This window comes from Oscillatoria sp. FACHB-1407, assembly GCF_014697545.1.
GTDB lineage: Bacteria > Cyanobacteriota > Cyanobacteriia > Elainellales > Elainellaceae > FACHB-1407.
Window position 1 is genome coordinate 15,355 of the sequence record NZ_JACJSA010000028.1, and the last position, 24,120, is coordinate 39,474.

Consider the following 24,120-nt stretch of genomic DNA (forward strand, 5'->3'; position numbering starts at 1 on the left):
ACACCACATCTATCAAAGCGGATTTGAAGGCATATCTCTCATAAACATCAAGGTGCTTTCAGCAAAATGACCTGATGAAGCAGGTGTTTTACCAGTGGAAGGTGTAGATGGAGGGCGATCGCCCCTCTGAGGCACAGCACTTTGGATTTCGTCGATTTGACTCATTAATTCTGGAGATACCTCGTCCAAGGTGCGATTTGCAAAACAACCAAAGAAACTAAACGTTAAACTGCCTAAACGGATTTGATCTCCATCTTGTAAAGGGGCTACATGTCGGATTAATTCCCCATTAACAAAAGAACCATTGCTGCTGTTTAAATCAATTAATTGAAACCCCTGATTACCGCAATATTGAATAGCTGCATGACAACGAGACAAACGTTTGTCTGGAATCGAGATCATAACCCGACGAGAATCACGCCCAATCGTCCAGGTAAATTGAGGTTGTACAAGAGCTTGTGTATGCCCATTAGACAAATTAGTAACAAGATAAACCTGGTCATTAGAAACCACACCTTGAATGTAGGGTAATGCTTTACTTGAGAAAGCTTTGTGCCCCGAATTCTCTAAATTCAAAATCTCATCCAACAGTTCTCGCCGTTGTTCGTAAAGCTTCAAAAACAATTGATAAAGCCCTAATCGACGATTTAACTCTGGGTTTGCAACTGTATCTAGTGATTCTAATGAGTCGAATGGATCGGAACTAAAAAAAGAGTTTGACCCTAACATATCAAATTCCACAATTTACAAACGGCGAATATCTATGAATATCTATACTGATCAGACAAGTTGCATTTTCAATGTAGGGGGCGTCAAGGTATGTTCTCGTCCATGTACCTATTTCTGAACACGCATCAGCGTCCATTTGGGTTAAGCCCCTGGCAAATCAATTTGTGGTTACCAGAGCCAAATCTGCCTGCGCAGACTATGAAAAATCAAGGGTTTTACCAAGCCGATGCAGGTCGTTTTACTCCTATAGCGGTGGTTCCTACCGCCAAGATCCTGCTCCCGAACTCAGGTTCATCAGGTTAATTCGACAAACACTTAACTTCTAACATTTCTGCGATTCACCCTGTACTCTAGCTTAGAGTTCCCTATACTGAAGCAGAAACCGCACGAATACGGGAGTTAACGTGGAACAATTCTCAGTGCTACGGAGTCTAACCTTTAGGAGACGTACTGTCTCCCCTGGGGGGTTGGGGGGCTAACCCCTTGGGTAAAAGTCTCATAGCACCTTCTCGTAACGAACGTCAGTTCGGTTTAAGAGCCCGGCGAATGAATTCGCGGCTACTAGAGCGAAGTCCGCCGGTGCGGACTACGGAAAATTAAGGTTTGACGAACCGACACAGGTCGGTTTTGCTCTTATTTCGGCGGTTTTAACCGCCGAAATCCTTATTCCGAATTCACGTTAACTAATAAGAAAAATCCTCTTGAACTGGATTTGAGTTCAAGAGGATTTTTTAACGATGAGAGATGACTAGGCAATAACGACTTTATTCATCGTCATCGTCAATATCGTCTTCAAAATCGTCATCATCATCAATGATGGGCGAATAAGAATCATCGTCATCATCATTAGAGAAGTTACCGTAACTAGCTCGACTAAAGTCTGTGGTAGGACGAGTAAAGTCTCCTCCATCTCGACGCAAGGAATCAGGTGGCGGGAAGACGTCAAAACCGCCCTCTAGTTCATAGGTACGAGCGGTGCGATCATCAAGGACAACATCCTTCAGATCGACATCATCGTCGTATAGACCTGCTTCGTAGCTGAGATCAATATCGATGTTGCTGGGTTCTTCGTAGGCATTAAAGCCTGTCCCCGCCGGAATCAAACGACCGATGATGACATTCTCTTTGAGACCACGCAACCAGTCAGACTTACCTTCGATCGCTGCCTCCGTAAGAACCCGTGTCGTCTCCTGGAAACTAGCCGCTGAGATAAAGCTGTCTGTGTTCAGCGATGCTTTGGTAATCCCCAACAAGACAGGTGTATAGTCAGCAGGTGCGCCTCCGGTAATCGACATGGCTCCATTCACCTGTTCGACCTGATAGAGTTCAACCAACTCACCAGGCAACATAGTCGTGTCACCACCATCGTCCACACGAGCTTTTGACGTCATCTGACGCACAATCACTTCAATGTGCTTGTCGGAGATCTCAATGCCTTGAGATTGGTAAACAGACTGAACCTCGTTGACCAGGAAGGTTTGTACGGCTTGCAAGCTCTTGAGAGCTGCTTCATGAGTACCAAGGGTTTCTCGGTATGTTTTGTAGAAAACCTCCAGGATCTCATGAGGATTGGCTGGACCATCAGTTAAAGGCTCTCCAACGCCGACTTCTTGGCCATCTAACACCAACACGTTTTGTCCAGGACCGAGAGGATACTCTGTGACGACGCCATCGTTTTCGATCACCTTGACTTCGACAGACTCGTCATCCCCATAAACTACCTGTGCTGTGCCGGGTCTTGCCGCGAGGATACAAGCCTCTTTGGGTTTGCGGGCTTCGAGTAGTTCTTCAATCCGGGGTAGACCCTGGATGATGTCTCCAGTTTTGGTGCGCTCGAACACGAGCAATACCAGGTTGTCACCCCGTTGTACCAAGTCTCCATCGTTGATATGAAGAACCGCCCCTGCCGATACACGATAAGGTCGGGCAATTCGCAGAACAACTTCAGTGTCTGTTATGTCTACAACTTGACCGGACTCATCTGTTATGGTTCCGGGAGCAATCTCGGTTCCTGCGACCAGCAGATCACCGACTTTTACTCTGGCAGTTTGCCCATTTAATGGGTAGGTGAGGCGATCGATGTCGCGCACAACCAGCAACCGTCGAACGGCTTCCACTCCCTCACGGATACCTCGAATTTCACCAGCTTCTTTACACTGAATTTCGGTGCGAGCAACAACCGCGCCAGCTGCAATTTGATCGCCATCTTTGACAAGAAGGCGGGTGTTTGTGCTGCCTTGAGTTTGGTCAGCTGCTACGTCCCGACGAATGACCAGTGATTCAAGAATAACCAACTGTAACCGCAGGGTTTCTGGGTCAATTTCATCTGGAATCAATTCGATGTCAGCAGCAAGTTGGGGCGCATCTTCATCGATTTCGAGAACGAGTTGGGTACGGACGAGTTCCAGCCCCTCGACTGATTTGACGCGATCGCCATCTTTGTGGCGTAACCGTTGCACCGCTCTGAGCTTGATAGAACGACCTGATTCCTCCTGGCTCGACTCTTGAGTCGGAATTGACGGTTCATCAGGAACTGAGAACTCGGTCACAGGGCGCAGCAGAAGAGCAGGTCCTTCGGGGGTTTCGACGTACTCAACATAACGCAGGTCGGTTGCAGTGATTCCCGGTAGAACTTCCTGACCGGGGTTAACGATCGTGCCGTCCTTGCCAATAACTGCATCGGGATTGTCGATCATGTGCAGATCGCCAGGTTTGATGACAATCTCACGGAGAATGTCGTTCTTTTGAGTGACTTCGACAACTCCATTGCTTTGACAGAAGATGTCTTTAACTACTTCTGTGCCTGCTTCAACATATTGACCGTCCTCAACGATCAGCAGTGAGATGTCCTTATTCACCTCATGAGACTCCTCAGGAATCCACAGAATTGTGCCTCCCTGAATCACCTCATAGCCTTCCTTTGCCTTACCGCGTTTGGCAACCTCGATGCCAGAGTATTTGATGATGCCTCCGGTTTGAGTGCGGTAGCGATCGTCAATCAACTCAGCAACGACTTGTCCATTAGTAACTTTGGTTCCTGGGGTCGCGATCAAAGAGAAACGCTGATTGCTCTGAGTTTCAATGAAGTAGTGTTCGCGCCCTTGATAGCTCTCGGCATAGACTCGTGCTTGCCCCAGAGTGACAGAGGCGGTGATGATTTCAACTTCACGCCCGCCTTTGCCTTCAGTTTCTTGAGGAATTCGGACAGTACCACCATGTTCTGTAACTAACTTGGTTTCTGCCAGAATGCTGTTGCTCTCAACGCGATCGCCATTTTTAATAACAGGCTCTGCGCCGGGGAGCAGGTTATATACTTCACCTGACAGAATCCAGATCAAGCCACCCCGTTGAGCGATCCGAGTCGTGTTGCCTTGACGGTCTTTCTTCTCTTCAGGAGCAAGGTCAGAGAATTTCACTTCTCCAGCCAGGTCAGACGCTACGTCTTTGGTTGCTTTCTCAGTAATCTTCCGAACACGGCCTGTCGCGGGCATTTCGACCAGCATCTGTCCTGATTTGACCGTTTTACCATCCTGAGCAAACAGAATGGAACCGGGAGGAACGGATACGGATTCCTTCTTGCCTCCCGCTTCGACCGTCACGTCAACGGTTACTTCTACAATCAGGGCGTCTTCCCCGTGACGAGTTCGGAAGGGGCGAGAACGGAATTGCTTGGGTTTCAACTGCACGACACCATCAAACGGGGCACGCACCTGAGGTACGAGCTCACCCGTAAAGGTTCCCCCGGTGTGGAACGTCCGCATGGTCAACTGCGTTCCGGGTTCACCAATCGACTGAGCTGCAATGATACCCACAGCCTCACCCAGGTCAACCATAGTGGCATGAGCTAAGCTCCAGCCATAGCAGTGTTGACATACAGAACGAGTCGCCTCACAGGTCAGGGGCGATCGCACGATAACCTCTTCAATCTTCGCTTTGCCAATCTTTTGAGCCACTTCATCTGAAATAGCTTCGTTGCGGGCAACCATCACCTCTCCTGTTTGAGGGTGAACAATATCACGCGCCGCAACTCGACCCAGTAGACGGTCTTTGAGGGGAATGAGCACTCGCTCACCGTCCGTCATTGCTCGAACTGGGATGCCTCGGTCTGTGCCGCAATCGAGTTCACGAATAATGACATCCTGAGATACGTCAACTAAACGTCGGGTTAAGTAACCAGAGTCGGCTGTACGAAGTGCGGTATCTACCAGACCTTTACGGGCACCATACGACGAAATGATGTACTCGGTGACAGTTAATCCTTCCCGGAAGTTAGTCTTAATCGGTAAGTCAATGATTTCCCCCTGTGGGTCAGCCATCAACCCTCGCATCCCTACCAACTGGCGTACCTGTGAGATGTTCCCCCGTGCTCCAGAGGTTGACATCATGTAAACCGAGTTGAGTGGGTTGTTTGCCTGGAAGAAGCGCAAAACTTCATCTTTGAGTTCTTCACTCGTTCCATTCCAGGTATCAATTACTTTTTGGAAGCGTTCTACTTCAGTAATTTCGCCACGAGTGTAGCGAGTTTCAGTCGTGCGGATTTCTTCTTCAGCCGCTTCCAACAAGTCGCGTTTGCTGGGAGGCACCTGTAAGTCATCGATACTAATGGAGACTCCAGCACGAGTTGCAAAACGGAAGCCTAAATCCTTTAGCTCGTCTGCCATTTGAGCAGTCCGTGCTGTTCCATAATTTGTAAACGCCCAAGCAATCAGGTTACGGAGTTGCTTTTTGCCAATCACCTGATTACGAAAAACAAACGCCTGCTCAGGCTGTTGATTTGATTGCTGCTCTGTCATGTTGTTAGTCTGCCCTCTTTCGTGTTGTGCGGTCACGAGTGCTGCGTGGAGGCGATGAACAATCCAGCAAACCTGGATACGTTCATCGCTTTGTCATGATTTGTCTTAGCCCACTAAGGCATTTTGAATGGCTTTGTTGTAGATCACGCGACCAGGGGTCGTGCGGATGTATTGGGAGATGGGGTTACCGTTATTGTCTTCACGTACCAAGCGCATTGGTCTACCACTTTTAGCTCCGAGATACACCTTGGTCACTTCAACCGAGTTAGAAGCGGGTGCTTGAGGGCGGATCGGTCGAAGCACAACCTGAGATTCAGTAATCTGAACAACCTGACCCATCTCAGAAACAACGATGCCGGGAGCAATCTCGGTGTTGGGAGTAACAACATCACCTCGACTGACAACGGGATCATCTTCCTGGAGAGCAATGGTAAACAAATCGGTGTCATGGACGTAGAGCGGTTCTGCTTCTGGCTCATCGTGTTCAATTTGCCCGTTGAACCGTACCCAGACATAGGCATGAAGGCTCACTTTTCCTGATTCGTAAGCGGCGATCGCATCGTCCATGCTAACGAAGAACTTGCTCTCTCCGTTTTGAGGAGTAGGGTTGTGCGCAGTCAAGTAATAACAGCCCAATACCATGTCCTGGCTTGGGGTAACAATCGGTCTACCCGTTGCAGGGGAGAGGATGTTATTGGATGCCAGCATCAGCAACCGGGCTTCTGCTTGAGCTTCCAAGGACAACGGAACGTGAACCGCCATCTGGTCACCATCAAAGTCAGCGTTAAACGCAGGGCAAACCAATGGGTGCAATTGGATCGCTCGTCCTTCTACCAGAATGGGTTCAAAGGCTTGAATCCCCAAACGGTGTAGGGTTGGAGCACGGTTCAGCAACACAGGGTGTCCGTCAATCACTTCCTCCAACACGTCCCAAACACTGGGATCATTGCGTTGAATCAGTTTTTTCGCTGCTTTGATATTGTTGACTAACCCTTGACGAATCAAACGATGAATCACAAAAGGCTGAAACAGTTCGATCGCCATCTCTTTGGGCAAACCGCACTGGTGAATCTTGAGTTTTGGACCCACCACGATCACAGAACGTCCAGAGTAGTCAACCCGTTTACCCAACAGGTTCTGACGAAAACGCCCCTGCTTCCCTTCGATAATGTCAGAGAGCGACTTCAGAGGACGGTTATTCGCTCCAACGACAGTTCGACCGCGACGACCGTTATCAATCAGTGCGTCTACCGCTTCCTGCAACATCCGCTTCTCGTTACGGACGATAATTTCCGGTGCCAAGATTTCCTGCAATCGTGCAAGTCGGTTGTTCCGGTTGATCACCCGACGATACAAATCGTTCAAGTCAGACGTAGCAAAACGACCCCCATCCAACTGCACCATTGGGCGCAGATCAGGTGGAATGACTGGGATCACCGACAGCACCATCCACTCTGGCTTAGACTGGGTTGCAATAAAGTTATCAATTACCCGCAATCGCTTAATCAGCTTTGCCCGTTTTTGCCCTTTTGCAGTGGCAATTTCCTCACGCAATTGCTCGGCTTCTTTCTCCAGATCTAAATCTTGCAGCAGGCGTTGCAGTGCTTCAGCCCCGATCCCAACCTCAACTCCAGTAAGTTGAGAGTCTTCGCTATAGAGCTGATCTTCAATTTCAATCCATTGGTCTTCTGTCAGCAGTTGCTTATAAGTAAGATTGTCTGCGTTACCGGGATTGAGAACTACGTAGGCGTTGAAATAGACAATCTGCTCAACATCCCGCAGTGGCATGTCTAACAAAATCGCCATGTAGCTGGGGATGCCTTTGAGATACCAAACATGAGCCACAGGAGCCGCTAGCTTAATGTAGCCCATCCGGTGCCGACGAACCCGTGACTCAGTTACCTCAACTCCACAGCGTTCGCAAACAATACCCCGGTGCCGAACTCGCTTGTATTTGCCGCAGTGACACTCCCAATCCTTGGCAGGTCCAAAAATTCGCTCACAGAACAAACCATCCATCTCCGGTTTTAACGTCCGGTAGTTGATGGTTTCTGGTTTCGTGACTTCACCCACGACCATACCATTGGGTAGGGTTCGTTCACCCCATTGGCGAATCCGCTCTGGAGATGCCAGTCCAATCTTGACGTAGTCAAATCGCTGTTCTAGCTTCGGCATCACTATTCTTCCTTCATTGTGTGTGGCAGTTTAAGAGCGATTTAGATGGGCTGTTAGTTTTAAGCGTGTCATCCAACAGCCCGATCTAGCGTGAATCAGTTATTCCTCAACCTCTTCCATCTCTTCACGCGAGATAGATTCATAGGTCGGACGAGATGGAGTACGGCGAGCACTCACATCTGCCATCAAGTCAACCTCAACATCTCGGCTAGTGCCGTCATCTTTGGTTTCTAACTTGTGGGCAGCAATGTCTAAACAGAGAGACTGGAGTTCTCGCATCAATACCTTGAAGGATTCTGGTGTGCCTGGTCGAGGAATGGCTTTGCCCTTGACAATCGCATTGAGAGCCTCATTACGCCCTTGCATATCGTCTGACTTCACCGTCAACAACTCTTGGAGAATGTAGGCAGCACCAAACGCTTCCAGTGCCCACACTTCCATCTCACCGAATCGCTGACCTCCTTGCTGTGCTTTACCACCCAATGGCTGTTGAGTCACCAGGGAGTAAGGACCAGTCGAGCGAGCGTGAATTTTATCGTCCACCAGGTGAACCAGCTTCAGCATGTAGGCTTTACCCACAGTGATGGGGCGATCGAACGGTTCTCCAGTGCGACCATCAAACACCTGGATTTTGCCAGGATGATCGGGATTAAAGACCCATTCTTTGCCATCTATCTCACTGGCTTGCATTAGCTTGCCATGTGTCGTGATACGAGATGACTCTTCCCCATACATTTCATCAAAGGGGGTCATCTTGAAGCGCACGCCAAGGTTCTCACCTGCCCATCCTAAAAGGCATTCAAATACCTGACCGACGTTCATCCGGGAAGGAACCCCGAGTGGGTTAAGGACAATGTCAACGGGTGAACCATCGGGCAAGTAAGGCATGTCTTCGATCGGCAGAATCCTGGAAATGATGCCCTTGTTGCCGTGACGACCCGCCATTTTGTCACCGACTTGGATTTTCCGTTTTTGAGCAACGTAAACCCGAACTACCATATTCGCGCCGGGTGGGAGTTCATCGCCTTGTTCACGAGTGAACACCCGCACGTCAACGACCCGCCCTTTTTCACCATTGGGTACACGCAACGAGTTGTCTCGTACGTCTCTTGCCTTTTCACCAAAGATGGCACGCAGCAGCTTTTCTTCAGGGGGCTGATCAGATTCCCCTTTAGGCGTTACCTTACCGACTAGAATGTCGCCTGACTCGACCCAGGCACCAATGCGGATAATGCCAGTTTCATCGAGTTGTCGTAGTGCGTCTTCCCCAACGTTAGGAATTTCACGGGTGATTTCTTCAGGACCCAGTTTGGTTTGGCGTGCCTCAATCTCGTATTTTTCGACGTGAATCGAAGTGTAAACGTCGTCGTAGACCAGACGTTCGCTGATGAGAATAGCGTCTTCGTAGTTGTAGCCTTCCCAAGGCATGTAAACAACGGTGACGTTTTGTCCCAGCGCGATTTCGCCCCCTTCTGTGGCGGAACCGTCTGCCATGATTTGACCTGCAACAACGCGATCGCCCACAAACACAATTGGACGTTGGTTCAAGCAAGTATCCTGGTTGGAACGTTGATACTTCTGAAGGAAGTATTCGTGTTCCTTACCACCATCATCTCGAACGCGAATGCGATCGGCATCAACATAGGTCACTTCACCATTAGTGCGGGTAACGATGACCATTCCGGAGTCGCGAGCAGCCTGTGCCTCCAGACCCGTACCTACTAATGGACGCTCTGGACGCAATAGAGGAACTGCCTGACGTTGCATGTTGGAACCCATCAGCGCACGGTTTGCGTCGTCATGTTCCAGGAAAGGAATGAGTGAAGTTGCAACCGAAATAATCTGAACTGGGGAAACCAATACATAGTCCACCTCGTCAGGTGTGGTGTTGGTAAATTCCTGGCGATAACGCACGGGCACCTGTTCACCCAAGATATAGCCATTTTCATCGGTGGGAATATCACCTGGAGCAACTCGGAAATCATCTTCCTCATCTGCGGTCATGTAGGTGGGAGGACGATCCTTAATGACTCGTCCGTTCTCAACTGGGTAGAACGGCGTTTCAATAAAGCCATAGGTGTTGACCCGGGCATGAGTTGCTAACGAACCAATCAGTCCTGCGTTTGGACCTTCGGGAGTTTCAATCGGGCAAATGCGTCCGTAGTGAGAAGGGTGAATGTCACGAACCGCGAAACCTGCCCGCTCTCTAGTCAAACCACCAGGACCCAAAGCACTGAGACGACGCTTGTGAGTTAACTCAGCGAGAGGATTAGTTTGATCCATGAACTGAGACAACTGGGATGAGCCAAAGAATTCTTTGATAGCGGCTACCAGAGGTTTGGGGTTAACTAACGAAGCCGGAGTTAAAGAATCTGCATCCGAAACCGTCATCCGTTCCCGAATGATTCTTTCTAAGCGGTTCAAACCAACCCGCACCTGGTTTTGCAACAACTCCCCCACTGAACGAACTCGACGGTTGCCCAAATGGTCGATGTCATCGACGATACCGATATCAAACTCTAGATTAATCAGGTAATCGATCGCGGCCAAAATGTCCTGTGGCGTCAACACCCGAGTCGCCTCTGGAACTGTCAAACGCAATTTTTTATTGAGTTTGTAGCGTCCAACTCGACCCAAATCATATCGCTTGGGATCAAAGAAACGAGAGTCTAGTAACTGTTGTCCTCCAGAAACGGTTGGTGGTTCACCGGGACGCAGCTTGCGATACAACTCCATCAGAGCTTCTTCTTCGCTGAACTGCCCTTCCTTCTCAATGGTCTTCTGGAAGTACTCAGGGTGACGTAGGGCATCGAAGATTTCCCCATCGCTCAGACCGAGTGCCTTCAGCAGAACCTGGGCAGACAGCTTCCGGGTTTTGTCGATCCGCACCCAAACTAAATCGTTTTTGTCTGTCTCAAACTTCAACCAGGCACCCCGGTTGGGGATCAAGCTAGCGTTGTAGGTGCGCCGACCGTTTTTGTCAGTTTCAGCTTTGTAGTAAACTCCAGGGCTCCGAACAATTTGGTTAACGATAACCCGTTCTGCCCCGTTGATGATGAAGGTTCCGCGATCCGTCATGAGGGGAAGATCGCCGATAAAGACCTCTTGTTCTTTAATTTCACCCGTTTCTTTATTGATTAAACGGGTTGGCACGTACATCTGAACGGCATAGGTACTATCCCGTCGCTTGGCTTCATCTACATCATACTTTGGACGTTTCAGCTTGTAATCTTTACCGAGGAAATGGAGTTCCAGCTTCCCGGTATAGTCAGTAATAGGGGAAAAGCTATCTAATTCTTCGATCAACCCCTCTTCGAGGAACCAACGGAAGCTAGAGCGTTGAATTTCGACCAGGTCTGGTAGGGTAAAGTTAATTGAGGCTTGGGTTAGATTAGTCATGCGTCTCCTCGAACGACTCAAGCTCAGGGAAGTCCCCGACGCTACAGCATCTTGATAGAAGTACCAACGAAAAAAGTCAGACCTCACATTGAGGACTGAAAATCACCAAACTATGTCTGGCAAGGATATAGAAATAAAGTGATGGGAGGGCTGCAATGGAGCAAATTAACGGATGTGCGTATAATCAATCGAACGGGCTGATGGGCTTTGGGAGCGAATGCACCTATTCTTAGCTGGAAAGTTGGAGCATTAAGGGCAATCGGGACGAATTAACCAAGGACTAGCAACATTAACACAGATTTTTACTACTAAGTTCAGATAGTCTACATTTTCTAACATTATGGCGCAAGAGCACCCTACTGTGTTATTCTCACCTCGCCAGAAAGCGAATTAATTTAGGTGAAGTTCAATTTTCAGGAACGAATGAAGGCGAGAGATTGAGGCGAGCTGGTTTGAGGAAGGGATAGGCGGAATAAATCGCAGGCATTGGCAGTTGTTTGAGTGGCGATCGCCTCAAGGGAGGTGCTTCTCAATCGAGCGACCTGTTCTGCTACGTAGCGAACATAGGCGGGTTGATTGCGTCGTTCGCCTCGTTTAGGAACGGGAGCTAAAAATGGGCAATCTGTTTCAATGAGCAGGCGATCGCCAGGAACTATCCGGGCAGACTCTTGAACCTGGACAGCATTTTTAAATGTGACGATGCCACTAAAGCTGATATAGAAACCTAACTCTAGAAACCATTGGGTTTCTTCCGGAGTTCCACTCCAGCAATGCATCACTCCCCGGACTGCTCCCTGCTCCTTCCAAAAAGATCGGAGCAACTCAGCCATCTCCGCAGCAGCATCGCGACAGTGAATAATCACAGGCAAATCTAGCTGTTGTGCGATTGCCAATTGTGTGACAAACGCCGCTCGCTGCTGCTCCTGATTGTCGGCTTTGTAGAAATCTAGCCCTGTTTCCCCAATAGCAACGACCTGGGGGTCAGATTGAGCCAAAGCTAGAATCTCATCAGCCATCATCTCAGTCCACTGGTCTGCATCTAGCGGGTGCAGACCAACGGCGAAGGAGATTTCTGGGAATTGCTGGGCGATCGCTTGAATCGCTTGAAACTCCCTGGGTTCGACGCAGGAGTGAACGAGTCTCACAACCCCGGCTTCACGCCACCGTTGAGCTACCTCTGCCAGATCAGGCTGAAAGCTCTCAAAATTGAGATGAACGTGAGTGTCAATGAGTTGCATGACGACCAGATGGCAGGAGTATCCTTGAGAATTCGCTTGAAGGACTTGAATGGCAGCCTGGAATCCCAATCAGTACGAGAATCCTAGGATTCTGCTGAAGCAGATGCAGTTTGCCGTTTCAAAGCTTTCATCAGACGTGATTTTTTACGGGCTCCGTTGTTACGATGTAGCACCCCGCGCTTAACAGCTTTGTCAATCTTGCTGTAAGCCGCTGACAATCGTTGCTGAACCTCTACCAGAGATTCAGGGGTGGGATTTGCCGCATGATCAGCAATAGCAGTCAAATATCGCTTAGTTAAGGTCTTAACAGCTGACTTGTAGGACTTATTGCGAAGACGGTTGCGCTCTGTAATCTGGACGCGTTTGATCGCCGACTTAATATTTGCCACGGTTAATCTCTAGGGTATCTCTGCAAAAAATGCGAATAGCGACCTACTATTCTAGCGAATGATTTGACAGAAAGACTAGTGAAATTTAAGGAACTATCTGTTGTCATAATACTAAATCCTCTAAAAATCCAGGTTAAGCTAGATAGATACAGGTTAATTTGGCGATCCCAATCGCTGGATGTGACAAACCTGGTTTCTCAACAGCTACTCTTCAATTAGCATTTCTTAACTTAATGTGGCGATGCTGCGAATCATTAATCAGCGATCTGAGGCACTAACTGAACTGCGGCGGATCTGCGATCGCACCCACGATGAGCAGGTCGTTCACAAAGAGGCGACCGTTCAGCAAGTGCTCCAGGATGTCAGACGCAAAGGGGATCGTGCAGTTTTGCACTATACCGAAGAATTTGACCAACAGATTCTCAAGCCAGAGGATTTGAGGGTTAGCGGGTCAGAGTTAGACGCGGCATATCAGCAGGTTTCTAAAGAACTGCTAGATGCTATTCGGCTAGCCTGCCAAAAAATTGAGGATTTCCATCGGCAACGGGTGCCCAAAAGCTGGGTGCAATTTGGGGATCATGAGGTGGTATTGGGCAAGCGATACACTCCAGTGGATCGAGCAGGGCTTTACATCCCGGGTGGAAAAGCGGCGTATCCCAGTACGGTATTGATGAATGCGATTCCAGCGAAGGTGGCAAAAGTGCCCCGGATCATCATTACTACACCTCCTGGAGCCGACAAGACGGTGAACCCAGCTGTTTTAGTAGCCGCTCAAGAGGCTGGAGTGCATGAGATTTACCGAGTTGGAGGTGCGCAGGCGATCGCGGCTCTAGCCTATGGCACCGAAACTATTCCCAAAGTGGATGTGATTACGGGACCAGGCAACATTTATGTCACCTTAGCCAAAAAGCTTGTCTATGGAACGGTGGGCATTGATTCTTTGGCAGGTCCGTCAGAAGTTCTGATTATTGCTGATGCGACGGCTAACCCTGTTCATGTTGCCGCTGATCTACTGGCTCAAGCAGAACATGACCCGATGGCAGCAGCCATCTTGCTGACCACGGATGCTGGATTGGCTCAACAGGTGGTGTCAGAGGTAGAACGTCAACTGGTTAACCATCCGCGTAACTTATTGACGGAAAAGGCGATCGCCCACTACGGCTTAATCGTTGTTGTCGAGTCTCTAGAGGCGGCCGCTGAGCTGTCTAATGAATTTGCCCCAGAGCACTTGGAGCTTGAAGTCGAAGATCCTTGGGCACTGTTAGAACATATCCGTCATGCAGGGGCAATCTTCCTGGGCTCATCTACTCCTGAAGCGGTAGGAGATTATTTGGCTGGTCCCAATCACACGCTGCCGACCTCTGGTTCAGCACGGTATGCTTCTGCCTTGGGAGTAGAAACGTTTATGAAATACTCCAGCCTGATTCAATATTCACCCAATGCGCTTCAGCAGGTGGCTAGTGCGATCGAAACGCTAACCAAAGCCGAAGGATTACCTTCACATGGTGATTCAGTACGCTTCCGAGTGCGGGGCAACTCAGAGCAAGAGACTTAGAAACGAGGGTATTGCTATCCTGAGTTTGGGCTCAGGATCTTGGCAGTTGAAACCGTGGCATCAAGGTAAAACCAGTGGTCCCTGGTTCTTCAGAAGTCTGTAGAGGGCGTTCGGCAAAGCTCAGCCGATCCGCAGAGTTATAGCTGCACCTAACCTGGTTGGGACAAGGGGCTTAAACCTCTTGTTTATCCCTCTTTAATCACTTTGGATGGAGAGTATTTTTCTGCAAGCCTTCTAGCTTCTATCTAGGAATATACTCACGGAGGCTCTGCCCCAACCGTTGCTTTAGGAGGCAGAGCCTCCGTCACTCCATTTCCAAGCAGGAGCTTGGAAACGAGGTTTGTATGAGATTTGTTTACGAAGAGAGTGACAGAAGAGGGTTATCGTGGTCTTTGAATTCTTCTAACAATGGTGGCTACGGCTATAGCTCCTGTGCTGCAAACTGATTTGTCAGGTGCTTGACTCAAATGGATGGTTGCTAGCTAATTTTTGTTGGTTGAGGCTGGGACTGATTCTTCAGGAACTCTCGCAACCTCATCAAGCTCAAGGTTTGTCCCAAATTAAGGGGAAGGACAGAGACACCCTCTAAGCAGGACTGTATCCAACCTTCCCCCCAACTCCAGCGATGGCATCCATCAATTCCCTGGCTCATGAGTAAACATAGCCCATTCGGTGTGATCTTCTGAACTTGATGGCGAACAGCGATTGGACCTAAGCGGCTGGTAAATATGGTTCCTTCCTGAAGCTGGTCAGGCAAGCCCGCCGGAAACTGTTGTGGAAACATCCACTGTTGAAACTGAGCTGAGCATAACAAACTGTCTCGAATTACTGTCTCAGTAGCTTCGACTTCAATGCGGAGATGACTTTGTTGAAAGGTGCCTAGCATGAGCACTGATGGTAGCGTGATGAGCAGTTATTCGTCAGGCTCAATCGTACTCATTAGACCTTGAGCCTTGAGGGATTCACTATAGAACTCTGCATGTTCTTGAGCACAGACAATGACTAATGCAATCCCGTTGGTATGAGCTTCCATCATGATGTTGACAGCCTGGGGTTGCGTCAAACTTGTTACAGTTTTTAGCAAAACCATGACGACATACTCCATCGAGTTGTAGTCATCATTGTGCAGGAGCACCTTGTATCGGGGTGCGTGTTTGCGAATAGTTGACTGCTGTTGAATCGTTTCGACTGCCACTAGTCCAACCCTCTCCGAAGACGACAATCAGCGTTTGCGTATTTCCTTAAACATTTATAACATTTTAGAGCTAATTCAACTATTGCTACCCATTCCTGTGGGCTGACCTTCAAGACAGTTCAGTATGATCAGGGTAAGAAGCAATTGATCGAATTGATGTTTTTCATCGCTTGTGAAAATGGAGCTACATCCAAGCTTTGACCCATCTGAAATTGTTTGTATTGAATTTGAAGAGACATCCCTCTACTCGGAGATCATTCAAGTTATTCCGAGTCGTCGCCTATGCTGGGTGCGACCCATCGTGTTGCGGGTGATGCCATTAATGAGTGAGATGTCAACTGCAACCCCATCAGATGCCCCAATCTTATACGACTTACGTCAAGGTGCTGATTTACTCTGCCCTAGCTCCTTATTTCGGGCGGCGTTAGATACTGAAGTGATTCCGCTGCTAGTTGAGTTAGGTGAGTCCAAGTTGCAACTAGAGACTGACCCTGTTGCACGTCGGCAGTTGCAAACCTTTGTTTATCGACTTTGGCAGGCACACCCACAGATCTTTCAGGAGACGAATCCCTGATGGAATCATGCTTATTTTGTGGCTTGCCCTGGAGTTGAGTTTGGGACTCTAAGTATTGGTTGAACTGGTGGTGAGTGTAGTTCTGGTGAGATTAAAGCCAGTCGTTGAGAAGGCTGAAACAGTTTCGTAAGATTGCTGAGTAGCAGTCATCAAGACGGTAAAGGAACTTGATCTTAAAAGTTGAGATACACCTAAGTTTGGGATATACCGAGGGAATTTGAAGTGTTGAGGCGATCGCCCTGATGTTTGTCTATAAAGATCTGTGGCTTAAGATGACTGCTAAGCAACGAGAAAAGCTTAATCAGACTAGGAAAGGCTAAATCAGACTATGGGTTAGGTACGAGACGGACACGACCAGCATCCATTTCTGACATCAATAGCTCCAACGCTTCATAGTCAACATCTGAAATGTAACCCAGTCGAGTGAGTTCATAGTTGATCTCATTCTCAATATCAGGCGTCAACTGTTTAATTTGGAGAGCCTTCTCTACAAGTTTACGAATGACACAGGTAGTTTTCATAACCAGTACCTTTAGCAGGCGAGTGAGGAGTGTTCTTCAGTACGCATTCTCTGCTGGATATTTAATCGAGGAAGTGATCCGAAAGGTGAGACACAGGTGATTACAATCACAGCTTAATTAGTGGAAGCGTTGCATCAAGGGATGGGGCGTCTCGACATTTCTCCAGGATCATGTCTCTTCTATCTGTTCTAATAACGCTCAAGGACAGCTTCAGGAAACCACCTAGAGGTGGAAAGGATTCATCTGAGGGTGAAGATTAACAATGCGAATGGAGCAAAATGTAACCAAATGAAAGTTTGCTTCAAGGATTGCTTTATCTGATCTTCACAAAAAGATATAGGTATGATCCTCAGGGCAAACGTTAAAAAGCTTGAAGAATCGTATTCTCGTACACTTTTCTGGGGAAATCCTTACTGAAAACTTTAAATAAAAGGGGTTGACAGATAAAGTTTTGACGAAATTAGTCGAAGTCTCTAGTCTGTCCGAAAAAGTACGGTTATTCTCGGAATCATCTTAAGAGCGATTCACCAGTTGCTAGTAGATTTGTAGGATTCGGACGATGCAAAACGTTCTCTCTCACTCCCAAATGGCGATTATTCAGCCTTGCGGTCATCTCAATGCAGCTAACGCAGAGGACTTTCAGCAGGAGTTGACAGCATCCGTATCTTCCAATCAGTGCTCTGTCCTATTGGTGGATATGAGCGAAGTTGAGTCTTTAGATAGTGCAGGTTTAGTGGCTCTAGTGTCAGCACTTTCGTTAGCTCAGCGACTTGGAAAGCGGTTCGGTCTTTGTGGTATTTCTGCATCCAGTCGGATTATTTTTGAGTTGACTCAGCTTGATAGAGTATTCGAAATTTTTGACGATCGCTCAGCGTTTGAGGTGGCGATCGCTTAATCGCAATACAGCGTAGATAGCAAGCCGCAGCGAGATGGGTAAGCATTCGGTATAGTGGATCAGTGAAACCTGACCAATCGTCGAAGGTATCCATTGCTGTGGCTTCTATTAATTCGTTGCTGACATCTGATATTGCCCGCCCTGCTCGTTACCTGGGTAATGAGTTAGGTGCGGTTCATAAGCCCTGGCAAGATGCTGTGGTGCGGTGGGTGCTGACGTATCCTGAGGTCTATGAGGTCGGCGCATCTAACCTGGGGCATATCATTTTATATAGCATTCTGAATGCTCAGCCTCGGCAGTTGTGCGATCGCGCCTATTTACCCGCACCGGATCTGGCAACTCGATTGCGAGAAACCCAGACGCCTTTGTTTGCGGTAGAGTCGAGGCGATCGCTACCCGACTTTGATATCTTGGGTTTCAGTCTTAGCTACGAGCTAGGGGCGACCAATATTCTTGAGATGCTGGATTTAGCAGGAATTCCCCTGACCTGGCAAGAGCGTAACCAACCAGGTACCTGGAATGCTGAGCAAGGCAGCTATCCCATCATCTTTGCGGGGGGGCAAACGGCAACTTCAAACCCCGAACCCTACGCCGATTTCTTTGACTTCATTGCCCTGGGCGATGGTGAAGAACTGTTGCCTGAGATTGGGCTGGTTTTAGAAGAGGGTAAAGCAGCAGGGCTGAGTCGTGAGGAATTGTTACTCGATCTGGCTCAGGTTCCCGGAGTTTATGTCCCTCGGTTCTACGATATGAACCCCGATGGGTCAGTGCAGCGCAATCGAGCAGATGTGCCTGCACGAGTGTTGCGTCGAGTGGCAACCCCAATTCCAGCTTATTCCATTGGTTTAGTGCCTTATGTAGAAACGGTGCACGATCGCCTGACGATTGAGATTCGTCGGGGTTGTACACGGGGCTGCCGCTTTTGCCAACCGGGAATGTTGACCCGTCCGGCACGAGATGTGGAGCCAGATCACGTCGTAGAGGCGATCGAGCAGGGGATGCGAGCCACGGGATATAACGAGTTTTCGTTGTTATCGCTGAGTTGCTCCGATTACCTGGCGTTGCCTGCGGTCGGGATGGAGATTAAGAATCGGCTCCAGAATGACAATATTTCGTTGAGTTTGCCGAGCCAACGAGTCGATCGCTTTGACGAAAATATTGCCCATATCATCGGTGGCACTCGTCAGGGCGGTATTACCTTTGCGCCAGAAGCGGGAACGCAGCGTTTGCGCGATATCGTCAACAAAGGGCTGACCAACGAGGAATTGTTGCGGGGGGTCAAAACCGCCTACGAGCAGGGGTGGGATAAAGTCAAACTTTACTTCATGATCGGCTTGCCTGGTGAGACGGATGTGGATGTAGTGGGTATTGCTGAAACCATTCGCTGGTTACAACAGGAATGTTATATCCCCGGTCGCAAACGTATCAGTTTTAACGTCACCATTTCTAACTTCACACCCAAACCTCATACGCCCTTCCAGTGGCATTCTGTCTCGACCGTTGAATTTGAACGCAAACAGGAGTTGTTGCGACGCGAGTTTCGTGGCATTCGTGGACTGAAGGCAAACTTTACGGATGTGCGGATTTCAGCCATGGAAGACTTTGTGGGACGGGGCGATCGCCGTCTAGCGGCGGTTGTGCGTCGTGCCTGGGAGTTGGGTGCAGGCATGGATTCCTGGTGGGAAAGCCTCGATCGTGCCTTTGCCGCATGGACTGGGGCAATTGAGGAATCTGGACTGACCTGGAAATATCGCCAGATTGAAAACGGCGAATGGAATGTCTTTGGCTCCTCAGCATCTCACACCAGTACAGACGCGATTAATCGTGTCTCTGCTTTGGATGCTCCACTTCCCTGGGACCACCTCGACACCGGGATTGAAAAAGATTGGCTCAAACAAGACCTGCAACGGGCATTAGAAGCAGCGATCGTCCCAGATTGTTCCTTTGAAGGCTGCTCTCACTGTGGTGTTTGTGGTCCTGATTTTGGGCACAACATTGTGATTCCACCACCTCCCATTCCGGTCTTTGCCGGAGAGTTTGTACCCAATCAACAACGGGTGCAACGGTTGCGGGTGTGGCATGGGAAACAGGGCGACATGGCACTGGTGAGTCATTTAGACCTGGTGCGGTTGTTTGAGCGGGCTGTGCGGCGTGCGGCGTTGCCAATCGCCTTTACTGGAGGGTTTCATCCCAATCCACGCATCTCTCCTGCGAGTGCTCTGTCGCTGGGCACGACGAGTTCTGGTGAGATTGTAGATTTTGAGCTGACCGAAGTGATGGATGTGGCGGAGTTTCACGAGCGATTAGCGGCTCAACTTCCTCCAGACATGCCGATTTATCAGGTAAAGGCGATCGCGGTTGATACTCCCTCAGCGACGCAACTGCTCGATCGCGCTGACTATGCGATCGCCCTTAGCTCGGTCTTAGATGAATCTGAGTTGGCTCCGACAGAGGCGGACTGGCAAACCTGGATTGATGCTGTGAATGCCGTTGAGACGATTGAGTGGGAGCAAACCAGCAAGTCTGGGAAAAAACGGATGGTAAATTTGCGCGATCGCCTATTTATGTTGGAGCGGCTCAACCCGGCTCAAACACCGGAGAAGTTGGCACTCCTGGAGACTACAACACCTACCGTCACCCTGCATTACATTGGCAGTTGTCGCAACGATGGCACACTGCTGCGCCCAGAACATCTGGTTTACATGCTGGAGTACGTGTCTCAACGGCAATTTCAGCTGCGACACAGCCATCGCAATCAACTGATCTTAGAGACACCATAGACCTGTCTAATGGTTCATCCCTACCCAACCCACCAAACATTAAGATATGGTGGAAGAGAATGATGGAAATGAGGGTGATTCTCCCCAAAACGTTGGTTCCTGCACTTTTGACGAGCATTTTTCACGAATCGTTCATTTTTAATAGCGGATTCGTCACTGCACGCTATAATGCTTGACTAATAGAAGCTGTTGCAGATCAGAAACCCAAGCGGTTGCCAGTGGTTCAATCGGTAATGAGAGTGGGGTCGGTCGTGTCTGTAACACTTTAGGTTTCCATCTTGGTTTAGTTGGGTGCCTAGTTCTTAGGGATTCAGGTATCTTTCCAAGACTTGTTTGATGGACGGTTGCTTAATCGTTCGTCACTGCGTTCAGCCGATTTGGCTTGCTGAACGATGTGGCATTTACTAGGTTGGAGCAGCTTCATCGCCTCCCCGTATGTCAGAATTTTTCGCTCGCTTTTCAGTCTTAACTTTCCACAGAATGGCACCCATCGAGCTTGTGCCCCCTGTGCAGCTAATTTTTGAGGAAATTGAATGTCGAAGCAAATCATTATTGCAGAACAACATCGAATTGCTGCTGTTTTTTCAGAAGATCAAATTCAAGAATTAATTGTCGCAACTGGCAGTCACCAGGTTGGCGACATTTACTTAGGAGTTGTCGAAAACGTACTACCTGGGATTGATGCAGCATTTGTAAATTTGGGTGACACCGAGCGCAACGGATTTATTCACGTTACTGATTTAGGTCCACTCCGGCTCAAACGTGCCGCAGGCTCCATCACAGAATTGTTGGAACCCCAACAAAAAGTGTTGGTGCAGGTGATGAAGGAACCAACGGGAAACAAAGGACCTCGCCTAACCGGAAATGTGAGTCTTCCCGGTCGTTATCTGGTGTTGATGCCCTCAGGTCGTGGGGTAAACCTTTCCCGTCGCATTCGCAACGAAAATGAACGCAACCGCTTGCGGGCGTTGGCTGTTTTAATCAAGCCTGCGGGTATGGGGTTACTCGTCCGTACAGAGGCTGAAGGAATGGCAGAAGAAGCCATTATGGAGGATTTGGAATCGCTACAAAAACAGTGGGACAACATCCGGCAAGAAGCCTTGACGACTCGTGCCCCCAGTTTGCTCAATCGAGATGATGACTTTATTCAACGGGTGCTGCGAGATGTCTACAGTGCGGATGTGAATCGTATTGTGGTTGATTCCCACACTGGAATGAAGCGTGTCAAGCAACACTTGATGAACTGGAGTGGTGGGCGATCGCCCCAAGGCGTGTTGATTGATCATCACCGCGATCGTGTCTCGATCTTAGAGTACTTCCGAGTCAATGCGGCTATTCGTGAAGCACTCAAGCCCAGAGTAGATCTGCCCTCCGGTGGTTACATTATTATTGAACGCACTGAAGCGTTGACGGTCATCGACGTGAACTCTGGTTCTTTTACCCGCTCCGCCACAGCCCGTGAAACGGTGCTGTGGACAAACTGTGAAGCGGCTCTGGAAATTGCTCGTCAATTGCGTCTACGCAATATAGCAGGGGTAATCATTGTCGATTTCATCGATATGGATTCTCGGCGCGACCAATTGCAAGTGTTGGAACAATTTAATAAAGCCCTGCGAGCCGACAAAGCCCGTCCTCAAATCGCGCAATTAACTGAGTTGGGATTAGTCGAACTCACTCGCAAACGTCAGGGACAGAACATTTACGAATTGTTTGGACGTCCTTGCACAACTTGTGGCGGGCTAGGTCATTTAGTTCACCTGCCAGGAGAAACGGAAAGACTTTCAGAGCCTATAGAAGCAACGGTCACTCGCTCGATTCCTCAGCCCCAACCTCGCTTAGCCCAGTTTCAAGAGACTTGGGAGAGTGGCAGTGGTAATGATGATTTTGATTCTGAACCGGGTTCAGATCTGCAAGAACTGTCACTCATGAATCACCCGAACTACCAGGAACGGGGCGGTCGTAATGACAACCGTCGCCGCCGTCGGAGTCGAGGTCGAATTGGTGAACCAGTTCCTAAAATTAATGGCCTGAAACCAGAACTAGATACCGAGAGTGATGGATTTACACCAGAGGAACCCTTCACCATTCCTGCTCCAACCCTGGCACCCAAAGAAGGGCGACTTGAAAAATCAGACCGTAACCGTCCGCCACGAGGACGTGAAAAACAACCTCCTGAGCCTCCTCAAATCATCAACGTCGAAATGACGCCTGATGAGCAGGAGGTTTATGCATTGATGGGCATTTCTCCTCTGATTTTGACAACGGAGTCAGTGAAAGATCCAAAATCTGTGGTTGTTAAAGTAGCTTTGCCTGGAGAAGGTCCAAAGCTAGGTAATGGCTCAGTTGTGACGGTCATTCCATCCGATGTTGAAACGGCTACTGAGGAGGTAGAGACAGTTGAGCAACCAATACCGGAGACAGTAGCTGCATCTGCGGTTGAAGACCTGCCTTCTATGACTCCTGACCTGGAGGCAGAAGCTGAAGATGGGGGGGCTAACCGTCGCCGTCGTCGCCGCCGTTCCTCTGTCTCGTCTGACGATTAACTGTGGTTCCTCAGCAGCTAAGTTTATTAGAGGCTAGCCAATTACCATCAGCATCTATTGTGGCGGGTGTTGATGAGGTTGGTCGAGGTGCCTTATTTGGTCCAGTTGTTGCGGCAGCTGTAATCTTGCCCAGTGGTGCAACTACAGATTTAATTGCGGCAGGTGTGACGGACAGTAAGCAACTGACTGCCATGCAACGAGTGGCGTTAGTGAGTGTAATTCGGGCGATCGCGCTGGATTGTAAAATTGGGGTGGCGTCGGTTCGTGAGATCGATCGGCTCAACATCCTACAGGCGTCTCTGCTGGCGATGCGACGATCGATTTTGCGATTAGATCCTGCTCCGGAGTTATGCTTGATTGATGGTAATCAACGGGTTCCTCACCTGCCTATGCCCCAACAGACCATCATTAAGGGTGATCAACATTCTGTGGCGATCGCCGCTGCCAGCATTATTGCTAAAGTATGGCGAGATGAACTGATGACCCGTCTTGCTAAGCGATATCCAGGTTACGACTTAGACACAAATAAGGGGTACGGCACTGTAAAACATCGACAAGTGTTACACCAACTTGGAGTAACGCTCTACCATCGTCGCTCTTTTAGTCCCTGCCGTTTGCCCGGAAACGATACTAATCAATCTGTTTCAGATGCTAAGCAGTTAGATAATGGGGCTGTTTGTGGGTAGCATGGGCGATCGCTCCTCTTCCGCAGAAACCGTTTGAGCAACCCACTTACGATAATCCACCAACAATTGGTGCATCAATCGTTGCTTAATCGTTAGCAAAACACTACGCAGTAACCCATTTCCAGTGGCTTCCAGGATGGGTTTTGGAGTCATCATAAAAGCTGGAGGCAAGTCAACCTGAACTTCTAAATCGGCTCTTCCGCACAAATGGGTTGTATGGTTGATTACCACTGGATTAAGTTTGCCCACTAAGTTCAACTTAAACCGTTGATTGATATACTCAATTCCACGAATCTCACACCCAATCGATTCTAAGTGAATGGTGCCATTTGCCTCCGACCGCACACGCATGTCTACTACAGGTTGTAAGCTCAACATCATGAAGCTAAGAGGACGCATTTTGAGACGAAAACTGTCAGCACTCAACTGCTCCATACGGCTTGGGTCAACCAATGCTCGAATTAGCCGCTGAGGTTGACGGAGATAATGTTGAATGGGAATAGGTTGCTCCGGTACAACCAATTCAACCGATTGGGACGCAGTAAAGCGAATTGACATGGGATGATTGGGGGGAGGCTAAATGTGAATGGTTGAGAACTACCCTTAATTAAATTTTACAATTTTTCCAAGAAAACAACCTTGTTCTTA

At 48.9% G+C, this 24,120-nt stretch carries 16 protein-coding genes; 6 read left to right on the forward strand and 10 right to left on the reverse strand.

Going from position 1 to position 24,120, the window contains the following annotated elements; translation table 11 throughout:
• Nucleotides 1-12 precede the first annotated feature (12 nt).
• From H6G89_RS36000 to rpsT, 6 genes are all read right to left on the reverse strand, one after another.
• Nucleotides 13-741, reverse strand: coding sequence for an FHA domain-containing protein (locus tag H6G89_RS36000; protein WP_190513741.1), 729 nt, complete (start codon nucleotides 739-741; stop codon nucleotides 13-15).
• Between the two features lie 752 nt (nucleotides 742-1,493).
• Complete coding sequence (locus H6G89_RS30245) at nucleotides 1,494-5,522, reverse strand: DNA-directed RNA polymerase subunit beta' (RefSeq protein ID WP_190513790.1); 4,029 nt, start codon at nucleotides 5,520-5,522, stop codon at nucleotides 1,494-1,496.
• Nucleotides 5,523-5,627: 105 nt separating this feature from the next.
• Nucleotides 5,628-7,697 carry a DNA-directed RNA polymerase subunit gamma gene (locus tag H6G89_RS30250; protein ID WP_190513742.1) on the reverse strand — a complete coding sequence of 690 codons (2,070 nt, stop codon included), beginning with the start codon at nucleotides 7,695-7,697 and terminating at the stop codon, nucleotides 5,628-5,630.
• A 99-nt stretch (nucleotides 7,698-7,796) separates the two neighbouring features.
• Complete coding sequence (gene rpoB, locus H6G89_RS30255) at nucleotides 7,797-11,096, reverse strand: DNA-directed RNA polymerase subunit beta (protein WP_190513743.1); 3,300 nt, start codon at nucleotides 11,094-11,096, stop codon at nucleotides 7,797-7,799.
• Nucleotides 11,097-11,509: 413 nt separating this feature from the next.
• A complete protein-coding gene (locus H6G89_RS30260; protein WP_190513744.1) occupies nucleotides 11,510-12,334 on the reverse strand; it encodes a TatD family hydrolase in 825 nt (274 codons plus the stop codon).
• Nucleotides 12,335-12,417: 83 nt separating this feature from the next.
• The gene (rpsT, locus tag H6G89_RS30265) at nucleotides 12,418-12,723 is read right to left on the reverse strand and encodes a 30S ribosomal protein S20 (RefSeq protein ID WP_190513745.1); all 306 of its coding nucleotides are present in this window, start codon (nucleotides 12,721-12,723) and stop codon (nucleotides 12,418-12,420) included.
• Between the two features lie 241 nt (nucleotides 12,724-12,964).
• On the opposite strand from rpsT, the gene hisD reads away from it, so the two are divergent.
• Nucleotides 12,965-14,278: a histidinol dehydrogenase gene (hisD, locus tag H6G89_RS30270; protein WP_190513746.1), complete on the forward strand. Its 1,314-nt coding sequence runs from the start codon at nucleotides 12,965-12,967 to the stop codon at nucleotides 14,276-14,278.
• Between the two features lie 478 nt (nucleotides 14,279-14,756).
• On the opposite strand, the gene H6G89_RS30275 is transcribed toward hisD, so the two are convergent.
• Nucleotides 14,757-15,164, reverse strand: a complete 408-nt coding sequence (locus H6G89_RS30275; RefSeq protein ID WP_190513747.1) for a hypothetical protein — start codon at nucleotides 15,162-15,164, stop codon at nucleotides 14,757-14,759.
• Nucleotides 15,165-15,191: 27 nt separating this feature from the next.
• Nucleotides 15,192-15,473, reverse strand: coding sequence for an ATP-dependent Clp protease adapter ClpS (gene clpS, locus H6G89_RS30280; protein WP_190513748.1), 282 nt, complete (start codon nucleotides 15,471-15,473; stop codon nucleotides 15,192-15,194).
• 178 nt (nucleotides 15,474-15,651) lie between these two features.
• Here clpS and H6G89_RS30285 point away from each other — a divergent pair, with 178 nt between their 5' ends.
• Nucleotides 15,652-16,047, forward strand: coding sequence for a hypothetical protein (locus H6G89_RS30285; protein ID WP_190513749.1), 396 nt, complete (start codon nucleotides 15,652-15,654; stop codon nucleotides 16,045-16,047).
• A 326-nt stretch (nucleotides 16,048-16,373) separates the two neighbouring features.
• On the opposite strand, the gene H6G89_RS30290 is transcribed toward H6G89_RS30285, so the two are convergent.
• Nucleotides 16,374-16,568: a hypothetical protein gene (locus H6G89_RS30290; RefSeq protein WP_190513750.1), complete on the reverse strand. Its 195-nt coding sequence runs from the start codon at nucleotides 16,566-16,568 to the stop codon at nucleotides 16,374-16,376.
• A 559-nt stretch (nucleotides 16,569-17,127) separates the two neighbouring features.
• Between H6G89_RS30290 and H6G89_RS30295 the strand changes: the two genes are divergently transcribed.
• The 4 genes from H6G89_RS30295 (at nucleotide 17,128) to H6G89_RS30310 (ending at nucleotide 23,472) form a co-directional block, all read left to right on the forward strand.
• A complete protein-coding gene (locus H6G89_RS30295) occupies nucleotides 17,128-17,463 on the forward strand; it encodes an STAS domain-containing protein (protein WP_190513751.1) in 336 nt (111 codons plus the stop codon).
• A gap of 98 nt (nucleotides 17,464-17,561) precedes the next feature.
• Nucleotides 17,562-20,243 (forward strand): TIGR03960 family B12-binding radical SAM protein, encoded by a 2,682-nt coding sequence (locus H6G89_RS30300; RefSeq protein WP_375539710.1) that lies wholly within the window; start codon nucleotides 17,562-17,564, stop codon nucleotides 20,241-20,243.
• Nucleotides 20,244-20,776: 533 nt separating this feature from the next.
• Nucleotides 20,777-22,786, forward strand: coding sequence for an Rne/Rng family ribonuclease (locus H6G89_RS30305; protein ID WP_190513752.1), 2,010 nt, complete (start codon nucleotides 20,777-20,779; stop codon nucleotides 22,784-22,786).
• A gap of 2 nt (nucleotides 22,787-22,788) precedes the next feature.
• Nucleotides 22,789-23,472 carry a ribonuclease HII gene (locus H6G89_RS30310; RefSeq protein ID WP_190513753.1) on the forward strand — a complete coding sequence of 228 codons (684 nt, stop codon included), beginning with the start codon at nucleotides 22,789-22,791 and terminating at the stop codon, nucleotides 23,470-23,472.
• On the opposite strand, the gene H6G89_RS30315 is transcribed toward H6G89_RS30310, so the two are convergent.
• Nucleotides 23,446-24,030 (reverse strand): DUF1997 domain-containing protein, encoded by a 585-nt coding sequence (locus H6G89_RS30315; protein WP_190513754.1) that lies wholly within the window; start codon nucleotides 24,028-24,030, stop codon nucleotides 23,446-23,448. The two genes, H6G89_RS30310 and H6G89_RS30315, sit on opposite strands and share 27 nt — an antisense overlap.
• Nucleotides 24,031-24,120 lie beyond the last annotated feature (90 nt).